This window comes from Morganella sp. B601 (assembly GCF_051172335.1).
Lineage (GTDB): Bacteria > Pseudomonadota > Gammaproteobacteria > Enterobacterales > Enterobacteriaceae > Morganella > Morganella morganii.
This window is the reverse complement of the sequence record NZ_JBPIZE010000005.1, coordinates 206,839-219,265: the sequence shown is the minus strand read 5'-3', so window position 1 is coordinate 219,265 and position 12,427 is coordinate 206,839. Positions and strand designations below refer to the sequence as shown.

The following is a 12,427-nucleotide window of genomic DNA, read 5'->3' as shown; positions in this document are numbered from 1 at the left end:
CGGTTGGAGGAGATGCTGAACGATGAGTAAAAAATCCATTCCGTGGGCAGAAGCCCGCGAAAACATTTTATCCGACCCGGAAGTGAACGCAATTTATGAAGCGGAACTGCGGGCGGAACGGATCCGGGAACAATTACTGTCGTGGCGCTGTTCTGCCGGGCTGACCAGCTCACAGGTCGCGGCCCGTCTGGGAATCACTCCGGCGGCAGTCTCACGCACAGAGCGCAATGCGGAAAAAGCGACTGTCGAAACATTAGCCCGCTACGCAGCAGCATGCGGTGTAAAAAACCCGAAAATTATTTTGTAATAAGTACCGCTGTTTATCTGAGCAAAAATAAAGCCCCGGTATCCGGGGCTTGTTTCTGTCGTGATCAGGACGACGGCATATTTGAAAGTTTGGCCACGGCCTGACGGTAAGCCAGTTCCATTTTCTCGCGGCTGTCAGAGCTGATATCCAGATCATGCAGCAGGCCGTTGTTAATCCCGTAGATCCAGCCGTGGATCATCACACGCTGGCCGCGTTTCCACGCTGCCTGCATAATGGTGGAGTGACCCAGGTTATACACCTGTTCCACCACGTTCAGTTCACACAGACGGTTGATGCGGTCCTGTGGCGCGAGTTCGCCCAGCAGGGAGCTGTGCTGATACCAGATATCACGGATATGCAGTAACCAGTTGTTGATAAGCCCCAGCTCGGTGCCCTCAATTGCGGCCTGAATACCGCCGCAGTTGTAGTGACCGCAGACGATAATATGTTCAACCTGGAGCACATCCACGGCATACTGGATGACGGACAGGCAGTTCAGGTCGGTATGGATGACAAGGTTTGCCACATTACGGTGAACAAACAGATCGCCCGGTGCTGCTTCGATCAGTTTTTCGGCGGGAACACGGCTGTCGGAGCAGCCGATCCAGAGAAAACGCGGCTTTTGAGCCTGTGCTAACTCTTTGAAAAATTCCGGATCTTTTTCGTTTACAGATTCGGACCACTGTTTGTTATTGGCAAACAGTTCTTCGATTTTTTTCATCATGACGGATAGCCTGTTGCAGATCCTTTAGCTAGAATCTTTTGTATAAAAAATTTAAATTTTAATAAATTGTTATTAAATAATTTCAGCAAAGAAGACAAATTGTCAAGAACCGATTCCGGTTCGCAGGTATTATTTCGGTTTATATTGCACCCAAATTTCTAAATTAAAAAGGTATTTTTCTGTTATGACCTATGCACTGGAAATATCACAATTAACCAAGCAGTATGCGGGAGGCGTGCAGGCTTTACGGGGAATTGACCTGAAAGTCAGTGCCGGCGATTTCTACGCCCTGCTGGGTCCGAACGGCGCGGGAAAATCCACCACCATCGGGATCATCAGTTCACTGGTGAATAAAACCGGCGGCAAAGTCTCCGTGTTCGGTTATGACATCGATACCGATCTGGTTCTGGCCAAACGTCAGCTCGGCCTGGTACCGCAGGAGTTTAACTTCAACCCGTTTGAGACCGTACTGCAGATTGTCTTACAGCAGGCGGGCTATTACGGGGTGCCGCACAAACTGGCGCAGGAGCGGGCGAAAACCTACTTAACGCAGCTGGATTTGTGGGAGAAACGTGATGAGCGCGCGATGCGTCTGTCCGGCGGGATGAAGCGCCGCCTGATGATTGCCCGCGCTCTGATGCATCAGCCGAAACTGCTGATCCTCGACGAACCGACCGCCGGGGTGGATATCGAACTGCGCCGCTCCATGTGGGGGTTCCTCAAGACCCTGAATGCACAGGGCACCACGATCATTCTCACCACGCACTATCTCGAGGAAGCGGAAATGCTGTGCCGCAATATCGGGATTATCCAGCACGGCGAACTGGTGGAAAACACCAGTATGAAAGCGCTGCTCGGTAAGCTGGAATCGGAAACCTTTATCCTCGATCTGGGCTCAAAAAACCCGCTGCCGCAGCTTGAGGGCTACACGTTCCGGCTGACTGATACCTCAACGCTGGAGGTGGATGTCCGCCGTGAACAGGGGCTGAACGGCGTTTTTGCCCAGCTGAATGCGCAGGGCATTGATGTGTTAAGCATGCGCAACAAAGCGAACCGGCTGGAGGAATTATTTGTGCATCTGGTGAATCATGATTTGGAGGCTGCAAAATGATGTCGCTGTACTGGGTGGCGCTGAAAACAATCTGGCGCAAAGAAATCACCCGTTTTATGCGGATTTGGATCCAGACGCTGATCCCGCCGGTGATCACCATGTCACTCTATTTTATTATTTTCGGTAATCTTATCGGTAACCGGATCGGTGAAATGGGCGGTGTCGGTTACATGCAGTTTATCGTGCCCGGCCTGATTATGATGTCAGTGATTACGAACTCCTATGCCAACGTATCCTCTTCTTTTTTCGGGGCAAAATTCCAGAAAAGTATTGAGGAACTGCTGGTGGCGCCGGTGCCGACCCACGTCATTATCGCCGGGTTTGTCGGCGGTGGTGTGGCGCGCGGTGTACTGGTCGGGATCCTGGTCACATTAGTATCTCTGTTCTTTGTGCCGTTACAGATCCACTCCTGGTTTATGATCATTGCCACGCTGCTGATGACTTCCATTCTGTTCTCGCTGGCGGGGCTGCTTAATGCGCTGTTTGCGAAAAGCTTTGATGATATCAGCATTATCCCGACGTTCGTCCTGACGCCGCTGACCTACCTGGGCGGGGTGTTTTACTCTCTGACGCTGTTACCGGCGTTCTGGCAGGCGGTGTCGAAACTGAACCCGATTGTCTATATGATCAGCGGCTTCCGTTATGGTTTCCTCGGTATCAGTGATGTCTCTCTGACCACTACCCTCGGGGTACTGAGCCTGTTTATTGCGGTGTTTTATCTGCTCACCTGGCGCCTGATTGAGAAAGGGCGCGGTCTGAGAACCTGATCCTGCTTTCTGATAAAAAGCCCGGCACATGGTTGCCGGGTTTTTTGTATCTGTCCTGATTATTTTCCTGCGCTATGTAATTATTTTTCCTCGGTTTATCCCCGATTAATACAGACCTTCTCCCGTTCCTGCGCCTGCCAAAGTTAAATCACAGAATTAGTATGCGTTTATCTTCCGGAATATAGATTAATTAAATTAATGTGTTTATCGTGTGCGGGCCGGTAAAAACCGGCTGTGTACTGATGTTTAAGGATAAATTTCACACTGTTTCATTATTACATTCGGAGATATTTTTATGGGTATCGCTGCATACGGCAGGGAAGACGGATGGTCGTTTATCGATGATGTGTTAAGCAGTCCGGGGCGGGGTAACGGACGCTGGATTAATAATAAAATTTCATATGATGCCTTTGAGGCCGGAGATCACATTGCCAGATCCAACACCGGCTGGAATGGCGTTGGTGTGACCGGGCAGCCCGCGGAAATCACCTATTCATTCCCGACATGGGAAGGGATGTATTATAACGCGGCAGGAAATACCGGCCTGAAAGGCTTTAATGACTATCAGAAAGATCAGGCCCGTTTATCACTGCAGTCATGGGCTGACGTGGCAAACATTACCTTTACTGAAGTGGATGCAGGCCGGGGAGATATCTACACCAATATCACCTTCGGTTATATCAATGATAAATACACACAGGCATACGCCTGGCTGCCGCACACCAAAGATTATTTTGGCGATGTGGTGACCGACTCACGGGGTTTTGATGTCTCCGGTCAGTCCTGGTACAGTTCAGAACCCGGGGCGCTGAATGTGAAACCGGTGACCGGAAACTATGGCCGTCTGACATTTACTCATGAAATCGGTCATACCCTCGGGCTGAACCATCCGGGTAACTATAACGCCGGTCAGGGGCGTCCTTCTTATAAAGATGCGGATTACGCTGAAGATACCCGCCAGTACAGTGTGATGAGTTACTGGAGTGAAAAAATCACCGGTGCGGACCACAAAGGTTACTACGCTTCCGCGCCGCTGCTGGATGACATTATGGCGATTCAGAAACTGTATGGTGCCAATTATAACATCCGCACTGATGATACTGTGTACGGGTTTGATTCCAATACCGGGCGCGATTATTACTCCGCCCAAAATGCCACAGATAAACTTATTTTCACCGTCTGGGACGGCGGCGGAAATGACACACTGAATTTCTCCCGTTATAAGCAGGATCAGAAAATTTCGCTGCGGGAAGGTGATTTTTCGGATGTCGGCGGTCTGACCGGGAATGTGTCAATCGCACACAACGTGAAGATTGAAAATGCGTTTGGTGGGCGCGGAAATGATGTGATCATCGGTAACGATGAGAACAATATCCTGATGGGTAACGGCGGGAATGATGTGCTGTACGGTGGCGCCGGGCAGGATCAGCTCTGGGGCGGCACCGGGAGCGATATCTTTGTGTTCTCGGCTGTGTCGGATTCGCTGTATGACCGGCCTGACCATATCCGTGATTTCTCAACCGGGCTGGACCGTATTGATTTACAGGGACTGAATCAGAACAGCGCCGGGGAAAAATTCATTTATTTCACCGATGAATTTACCGGTGCGGCCGGGGAAGCGATGCTCCGCTATGATGACGGACTGAACCTGACAGAGTTGCTGATTAATGTCAGCGGAAATCAGTACCAGCCTGATTTTAAAGTGGATATCACCGGTATGGTGAATGTTCACACTGATTTTATCGTTTAACGCAGCAGGCGGGCGCGGCCGGTGCGGCGTCCGCAGCATTCAGGAAGGTATTATGCATATCAGTCAATCATCATTGTTATTGTTTTCACTGCTGTTATCCGGACAGAGTGCGGCAATCAGCCAGAAAATCCCCGCCGCAGATGATCTTCAGGGCAACTGGCAGTTTACGGAGGACGGGCAGACGCTGCCGGTCGGACTCACAGCGGTTCCCGACAGCGCGGCAGACGGGTTTCAGCTGCATTTCACGGCACAGCCGCAAATAACGGCCTGGCGCCCGGCGCCGGACGGCATTGCGTTTCTTACCGCAGACGGCACCACCCGTTATTTCTTTTCCGCCGAAGCCCCCGGCCGTTACCGCGCGGAAATCTGGCATGAAAATGGCGCCTGTCTTCTGAAAGAGTAATTACCTCTCTTTTTTACCTGGTGAACAATATTATCAATCCCGGCAGACATGCCGGGCGGAGTCCCTGTGTATGCTTTCCGGGAAAACCAGAAATGACATTACGGCATTTATTGCCGCCCGCAAGTCCCTGTTTACCTCACTGGCATTATTCAGCGGGCTGATTAATCTGCTGATGCTGGTGCCGTCTGTGTATATGTTGCAGGTGTACGACCGCGTTTTGCCTTCCGGCAATGAAATGACACTGCTGATGCTGACGCTGATAATGGCCGGATTACTGGTACTGACCGGCGTTCTCGATTATCTGCGCAATATGCTGGTGATCCGCATGAGTAACCAGTTCGATCTGGCTCTGAACAGCCGGGTTTATGATGCGGCGTTTCAGGCAAAGCTGCACCGCACGCCGGGGCAGCTGCCGTTACAGGCACAGACCGATCTGATGATCCTGCGCCGTTTTATCACCGGCAACGGTATTTTTGCTTTTCTCGATCTGCCCTGGTTCCCGCTTTATCTGCTGGTGATCGCCTTGTTTAATCCGTGGCTGGGATTGTTTGCCTGTGGCGGTGCCGTCGTGCTGATCGCGCTTGCGTTGCTCAATGAACGGCTTTCCGGGCCGCCGCTGACCGCTGCAAACCGCTCTTCTGCCGCCGCACAGGGCATGCAGGGCAGCCATTTTGCCCATACTGAACCCGCAGAGGCGATGGGAATGCAGCAGTATCTGCGTCAGCGCTGGCTGAACCGGCACTGCGACAGCCTGAAGGAACAGACCCGGGCCAGTGATTATTCAGCAAAAATAATGACAACCACCAAAACCGTGCGCCTGATCCTGCAATCCCTGATGCTGGGGCTGGGCGGCTGGCTGGCGCTGGATAATACCATCTCGCCGGGCATGATGATTGCCGGGTCGATTCTGCTGGGACGCGCGCTGTCGCCGGTCGAACAGGTCACAGGCGTATGGAAAAGCGCCAAAGAGAGCAGGCTGGCGTATCAGCGGCTTACTGCGTTGCTGGCGGCTCACCCGCAACCACCGCAGAAACTGGCATTGCCGGTTCCGCAGGGGCATCTGTCGGTTTCAGTGATACAGGCGGGTTATCCCGGCTGTGACACGCCGCTGTTGCACAATCTGCATTTCAGTCTCGCACCGGGAGAGGTGCTGGGAATTATCGGCCCGTCAGGTGCCGGGAAATCGGCGCTGGCAAAATTGCTCGCCGGGTTGTGGCCTGCAACACGCGGGGCTGTCCGGCTGGACGGGGCTGATCTCTGTCAGCAGGACAAGGCGGTGTCCGGTAAATATATCGGCTATCTTCCCCAGGAAATTGCGCTTTTTCCCGGCACAATCGCCGCTAATATCGCCCGTTTTGACCCGGATGCGGATCCGGAAAATATCATCCGTGCGGCGCAACTGGCACAGGTACATGAATTGATCCTACAACTGCCGCAGGGCTATGAAACGCTGACCGGGGCTGACGGTACCGGCCTTTCCGGCGGTCAGCGGCAGCGGATCGCCCTGGCGCGGGCACTGTACGGCTCACCGGCACTGATCATTCTGGATGAGCCCAATGCCGCGCTGGATGATGCCGGGCTCAGTGCGCTGCTATCTGCCATGAATACCCTGAAAAAACAGGGAAAAACCATTGTGCTTATTACTCACCATAAACCGCTGCTGTCCGTGACGGACAAGCTGTTGCTGCTCGCCGGCGGCCGGATGCAGCTTTTTGGCCCGTCGGAGAAGGTCATTGAAACGCTTAATAATCAGGCTGGTAAAAATAATGATCACTAAATGGTTGTCCGGGACGCCGGAGGTAAAAACGGATACCGGCGGGTATCAGCGGGCGGGGAAATACGTGGTTGCTTCCGGTCTTGCCGGTTTTCTGTTGTGGGCGGGATTCGCCCCGCTGGATCAGGGGGTTGCCGCATCGGGAACGGTTGTGATCGCCGGTAATATCAAGCAGGTGCAGTCTCCGGCGGATGGCGTGATTTCTGCGATTTATGTGCAGAACGGTCAGAGGGCGGAAAAAGATCAGGTACTGGTACGGCTGCGCCCGGTGCAGTCTCAGGCTCAGGCGGTGTCGCTGGCAGAGCAGCTCGACAGCACATTGCTGATCCAACGGCGGCTGGAGGCAGAGCTGCGCGGTGAAGCGGCATTTACCCCGGCGGCGGATGATGTCTTTTATGCGCCGCCCGCGTATGGCCGGGTACAGTTACAGGCACAGAATGCACTGCTTACAGACCGGCGGCTTGAACTGGAGAGCGAGATTCAGGCCCGCCGGGTCACGGTTGACGGCCTGACACAGCGGCTTATCACTCTGCGGGAGATTGCCCGCAGTACTGCGCAACAGGCGGACAGCCTGACGGCACAGGCGGTAAACCTGAAATCGCTGGCGGATGAGGGATATCTGCCGCGCCACCGTTATCAGGAGATCCGGCGGGAAAGTGCGGCACTGCGCAATCAGGCGGGTGACGCCAGGCTACAGATAAGCCGTGCGGAGGAAGAAAAATCCGCACAGACAGAGCAGATCACACAGAGACAGGCGGCTTTTCACGGCGGGATCCGCGAGGAGTTATCACGTTTGTCAGTTCAGCGCAGTGAGCTGAAAAAACAACAGATTATCGAAAACGAGCGGCTGGAACAGCATGTCATTACCGCGCCGGTGACCGGTACTGTTATGGATGTGTCCGTGTTTACCGCAGGCGGTGTGGTGAAAGCCGGGGAAAAACTGATGTCGGTGGTGCCGGAACAACAGACACTGATTATTGAAGGTAAATTATCACCGCAGTGGATAGATAAAGTCACCCCCGGTCAGTCTGCGGATCTGCTGTTTACCGCATTCAATCAGAACCTGACCCCAAAACTGCGCGGCGAACTGACGATGATTTCCGCCGATCGTCTGATAAATCCGGCAAACGGGGAGCCTTATTATCAGATTCAGATCGCTGTGCCGGAAACGGCGGCGGCTCAGGTGATCAAACCCGGTATGCCTGCTGAGATTTTTATCCGCACCGGTGAACGGTCACTGCTCAGTTATCTGTTTAAGCCTGTAACTGACCGGCTCTTTTTCGCGCTGACCGAGGAGTGATCCCTATGCATTCTGCAAAACGCCTTTTTACGGCACTGCTGTGTCTGTTGTCCGCCGGTGTGCAGGCGGTGACCTTGTCTGAACTCGGTCAGTCCGCGCTGAACAATGATCTGTCATTCCGTGCTGCGGGTAAGGCTTATGAGGCGGAACAGGCAGAGGCTGCCGCCGGGAAATCACACCTGCTGCCGTCCGCCGGGCTGAGTTATCAGAACACGCCGTATAATCGGCTGACACAGCGGGCACCGGTGGTCGGTAAGCGGGGTTACAGCAGCCATTCCCTCAACCTGGTGGTGACACAGCCGCTGTTTGATTACACAGCATACCATCAGTACCGGAGCGCACAGATACGCGGTACTGCCGCAGAGAGCCGCTTGCAGATACAGCAGGCAGAGCTTATCAACCGGCTGGTCTCTGCGTATCTGAACCTGGCCTGTGCTCTGGAACTACAGAAAACAGACCGGCTCCGGCTGGCACTGAATACCGCTCAGCTGGCGGCTGCACAGCGCCTTTTGCAGCTCGGGGAGGGCACTGTGACAGAGATTGAATCCGCCCGTGCCCGTCTGCGGCAACGTCAGGCGCAGCTCGCGGAAACAGAAGCGGAAAGCCTGAATGCGCTGCTGATATTGTCTGATCTTACCGGTCTGCCGCAGCTGCGGATGCAGGATCTTCCGGCACTGAAAGCGGGGGATTTCCGGTTACCACACCTGAATGACGGTGATTATGCGGCTCAGGAACAGCAGATGCAGGCCGTGCATCCGGAAATCAAAGCGGCACAGCAGGAAACCTCACTGGCAAAAGCGGCGGCAGAGGTACAGCGCGGGGCGTTTATGCCGTCGGCACAGCTCTTTGCCGCCTGGTCAGATACCCGATCGGACAGCAATGATACTGTCGGTCAGCGTTACCGTAATCTCAGTGCCGGGATCCATCTTTCAGTTCCGCTGTTCAGCGGCGGAAAAGATCTGGCGGGGATGCGCAAGGTGTCTGCTCAGATTCAGCAGGCGCAGTTTGAACAGGATGCACTGGTACAGACACTCCGGCGTGACCTGGCACGTCAGTATCAGGTGTTCCGCCACAGTAGTATACAGCTGGCGGCGCTGGAGCAGGCCGCTGCGGCAGCGCAGTTACAGGTAACGGCGGCGGAAAAGGGATATGCGGCAGGGCAGAACAGTCAGCCGGAGGTGGCACATGCCCGTGACCAGTATTATCAGGCGGAGCAGGAGCTGACAAAAGCCCGCTATGACGGGCTTCTGGCCTGGTTCCGGCTGCGTCATTACAGCAGCACGCCGGAAACCGGGCTTTTCAGGCTGATTGAGGACTATTTTACAGTGACGGAGAGACCGTCTCACTGACCGCCGGGTTCGGCATGTTAACATGCAGGCAGTCGATCAGGCGGATATTTCCCAGCCAGGCGGAGGCCAGAATCACGGCCTTCTCGCTGTTGACGCGCACAGCTTCCAGGTCATCGGCATCACAGATTTCCAGGCTGATATCGCGGAATCCGGCACGGCTTAAATCATCACGGGCATTATCCAGACTTTCGGCAATGGCACTCGGGCGTTCACGGATCATATCCGCGAGGGTCTGCATAACCTGATACAGATGCGGTGCCGCCTCTTTTTCCTCTTTATTCAGCAGGGTATTGCAGGAGCTGAGTGCCAGCCCGGTTTTTTCCCGGACGGTCGGAATGGTGGCCAGTGCGATATCATAATTCAGGTCACGGATCAGACGGCGGATAGTCAGGAAACGCGGATGGTCGTTGGTACCGAAGAAAACGATATCCGGTTGTACCAGATTGAACAGCTTGCACATCACGGTGGCGATACCGCGCAGACGGGTGCGCTGATGCGGCTCATCACACTGACTGAGCAGCGGCGGTACAACCACCTGAGTCTGGTGAGCCAACCCGTGCGGATAGACATCACTGACCGCCGGGGCATACACCAGATCCACCTGCGCTTTGCTCAGTTTTTCGCAGTCTGCCTGGAGAGTGCGCGGGTAGCGCTGCAAATCATCTTCGCGGGGGAACTGGAGCGGATTCACAAAGACAGACACCACGACAATATCCGCCTGGTTACGGGCTTCTTTTATCAGTGCCAGGTGGCCGTCATGCAGGTTTCCCATTGTCGGGATAAACGCAACACGTTTGCCGTCAGTCCGCAGACGGGCAATCTCTTTGCGCAGGATCAGCGCAGTTTCAATAATCCGCATCAGTGTCTCCTTGTCTGTCTGTTGAGCAGAAAGTTCAGCGTACCGGCTCTGATGATGACCAGAGGCCAAGCCCGTTTTCCGGGGTGCGGGCAACAACCGCCGCAAGTGGCTCGCCGTCCGGCAGAATCAGCCCGGGGGCGATTTCGGCGAGCGGGTACAGCATAAATTCACGCACTTTCAGGCCGTAATGCGGCACGGTCAGCCGCGCATCACTGATGACCATATCACCAAACAGCATGATATCTAAGTCTAATGTGCGGGGACCCCAGCGCTCATCCTTACGGACACGGCCGTGAGCCAGTTCGATAGCCTGGGTGGCATCGAGCAGCTGGTGCGGTGTCAGGTCAGTTTCCAGCAAAACAGCCGCATTAAGATAATCAGGCTGTCCGGCGGGGCCCATCGGCGCGGTGCGGTAAAAAGCGGAGTGGCGCACCAGGCGGCTTTGCGGGACAGCACTCAGCGCGGCAATCGCCCGGTTGACCTGGTCAAGCGGATCGGCAAGATTACTGCCGATCGCAATATAGACCGGAATCATGATTCACTGTTTCCGTTACCCTGACGGGCACGCGGATGGCGGCGGCGCGGGCGCGGACGGCGTTTGACCGGATCACTGCCCAGTTCAGTCACCATAGAGCGCTGCTGCGGGGCATTCGCCTGCTGGAAATCTGCCCACCAGTGAGCCAGTTCCTGTAACTCATGACGGCCTTCCACATTCGCACGCAGTTCGAGCAGGTCAAAGGCGGCGCGGAATTTCTGATTTTCCATCAGACGGATCGCGCGTTTGCCCTGACGGCGCGGCAGACGTAACTGTAACTGCCAGATATCACGCATAGTGGTGGTCAGGCGTTTCGGAATAGCAATCGCGCGGCACTGTTCATCCAGGATGTCATTAATGGCAATCGCGAAGGCTTCGTAATAGGCCAGCCCGCTCTCCTGAGCCAGTTTTTCCGCATGTTCGCACAGCGGATACCACAGCATCACGGCAAACAGGAAGGCCGGATTGACGCGCTGATCATTATGAATACGGTAGTCAGTATTTTTCAGTACCTGATCCACGATACGGGACAGCGGGGTGTCCGGGTTCTCTTTCAGCGGCCCGGCAACCAGCGGGAACAGCATATCCAGCAGATCGTATTCACGTAATAATTCAAACGTACGGTGTCCGTCACCGGCCTGTAATAACTTGAGTACTTCCTCGAAAAGACGCGCAGGCGGGATATCACGCAGCAGTGTGCTCAGCGTGCGGATAGGCGCGGCGGTCTCCGGTTCGATGGTCATATCCAGTTTGGCGGCAAAACGGATGGCGCGCAGCATACGCACCGGGTCTTCCCGGTAACGGGTTTCCGGATCGCCGATCAGACGGATAATGCGCTGCTGTAAATCTGCCAGTCCGCCGACATAATCACGGACGGTAAAATCAGCCACGCTGTAATAAAGGCTGTTAATGGTGAAATCGCGGCGGACGGCATCTTCTTCAATGGTGCCGAAAATATTATCGCGCAGCAGCATGCCGTTTTTGCCCTGCTGAGAGCGGGCTTTGCCGTCATCAGCTGGTTCGTTATTGTCATGCGGACCACGGAAGGTCGCGACTTCGATAATATCCGGGCCGAACATAATGTGAGCCAGACGGAAACGGCGGCCGACCAGACGGCAGTTGCGGAACAGTTTTCTCACTTCGTCCGGCGTGGCATTGGTCGCGATATCGAAATCTTTGGGTTTGCGCTCCAGCAGCAGATCACGGACACCGCCGCCGACCAGATAGGCGTCAAAACCTGATTTATTCAGGCGGTACAGAACCTTCAGCGCATTCTCGCTGATGTCCTGACGGGAAATAGAATGACTGTTGCGGGGAATTACCGTTGCGCTGACTGTCCCGCTGTTATCCATATTTTTTGCCGGTTTTTTGCGTTTAGCGGCAGGACGCGCGGGGGAAGCCTCACGGGGTGACGGATTCTGCGGCGTATGGTCAGCATTCGGGGCCGGCCTTTCACTGGCAGCCTCTGTGCAATCTGCCTTATTCTCGCGGGAAATCAGACTGCGACAGAACTTTGCGACTCGGTTTAAAATGGTACACCTCTGTATA

At 54.6% G+C, this 12,427-nt stretch carries 12 protein-coding genes; 8 read left to right on the top strand and 4 right to left on the bottom strand.

The window, feature by feature from the left end; genetic code table 11:
- The first annotated feature begins 22 nt into the window (after positions 1-22).
- A complete protein-coding gene (locus ACSBQN_RS14530; protein ID WP_024472747.1) occupies positions 23-307 on the top strand; it encodes a helix-turn-helix domain-containing protein in 285 nt (94 codons plus the stop codon).
- Positions 308-371: 64 nt separating this feature from the next.
- Here ACSBQN_RS14530 and can read toward each other — a convergent pair whose 3' ends face one another.
- On the bottom strand, positions 372-1,031 hold the full coding sequence (gene can, locus ACSBQN_RS14525) for a carbonate dehydratase (RefSeq protein WP_004236004.1): 660 nt from the start codon (positions 1,029-1,031) through the stop codon (positions 372-374).
- A 184-nt stretch (positions 1,032-1,215) separates the two neighbouring features.
- On the opposite strand from can, the gene ACSBQN_RS14520 reads away from it, so the two are divergent.
- From ACSBQN_RS14520 to ACSBQN_RS14490, 7 genes are all read left to right on the top strand, one after another.
- Positions 1,216-2,142, top strand: coding sequence for an ABC transporter ATP-binding protein (locus tag ACSBQN_RS14520; protein ID WP_004238932.1), 927 nt, complete (start codon positions 1,216-1,218; stop codon positions 2,140-2,142).
- Positions 2,139-2,909 (top strand): ABC transporter permease, encoded by a 771-nt coding sequence (locus ACSBQN_RS14515; protein ID WP_004236001.1) that lies wholly within the window; start codon positions 2,139-2,141, stop codon positions 2,907-2,909. Before ACSBQN_RS14520 ends, ACSBQN_RS14515 begins: the two co-directional genes overlap by 4 nt.
- 295 nt (positions 2,910-3,204) lie before the next feature.
- Positions 3,205-4,659 (top strand): serralysin family metalloprotease, encoded by a 1,455-nt coding sequence (locus ACSBQN_RS14510; protein ID WP_354632931.1) that lies wholly within the window; start codon positions 3,205-3,207, stop codon positions 4,657-4,659.
- Entirely contained in the window at positions 4,634-5,062 is a 429-nt protein-coding gene (locus ACSBQN_RS14505; RefSeq protein ID WP_354632930.1) for an AprI/Inh family metalloprotease inhibitor, read from the top strand. Before ACSBQN_RS14510 ends, ACSBQN_RS14505 begins: the two co-directional genes overlap by 26 nt.
- 70 nt (positions 5,063-5,132) lie before the next feature.
- Positions 5,133-6,839: a type I secretion system permease/ATPase gene (locus ACSBQN_RS14500; protein WP_354632928.1), complete on the top strand. Its 1,707-nt coding sequence runs from the start codon at positions 5,133-5,135 to the stop codon at positions 6,837-6,839.
- Positions 6,829-8,136, top strand: a complete 1,308-nt coding sequence (locus ACSBQN_RS14495; RefSeq protein WP_024472743.1) for an HlyD family type I secretion periplasmic adaptor subunit — start codon at positions 6,829-6,831, stop codon at positions 8,134-8,136. Before ACSBQN_RS14500 ends, ACSBQN_RS14495 begins: the two co-directional genes overlap by 11 nt.
- Positions 8,137-8,141: 5 nt before the next feature.
- Positions 8,142-9,485 (top strand): TolC family protein, encoded by a 1,344-nt coding sequence (locus ACSBQN_RS14490; RefSeq protein ID WP_036408615.1) that lies wholly within the window; start codon positions 8,142-8,144, stop codon positions 9,483-9,485.
- On the opposite strand, the gene panC is transcribed toward ACSBQN_RS14490, so the two are convergent.
- The 3 genes from panC to pcnB are packed head-to-tail and all read right to left on the bottom strand — an operon-like array spanning position 9,457 to position 12,411.
- Positions 9,457-10,344, bottom strand: a complete 888-nt coding sequence (gene panC, locus ACSBQN_RS14485; protein WP_024472742.1) for a pantoate--beta-alanine ligase — start codon at positions 10,342-10,344, stop codon at positions 9,457-9,459. The genes ACSBQN_RS14490 and panC overlap by 29 nt on opposite strands.
- Positions 10,345-10,378: 34 nt before the next feature.
- Entirely contained in the window at positions 10,379-10,879 is a 501-nt protein-coding gene (gene folK / locus ACSBQN_RS14480; RefSeq protein ID WP_024472741.1) for a 2-amino-4-hydroxy-6-hydroxymethyldihydropteridine diphosphokinase, read from the bottom strand.
- A complete protein-coding gene (gene pcnB, locus ACSBQN_RS14475; RefSeq protein ID WP_174525726.1) occupies positions 10,876-12,411 on the bottom strand; it encodes a polynucleotide adenylyltransferase PcnB in 1,536 nt (511 codons plus the stop codon). Before pcnB ends, folK begins: the two co-directional genes overlap by 4 nt.
- Positions 12,412-12,427 lie beyond the last annotated feature (16 nt).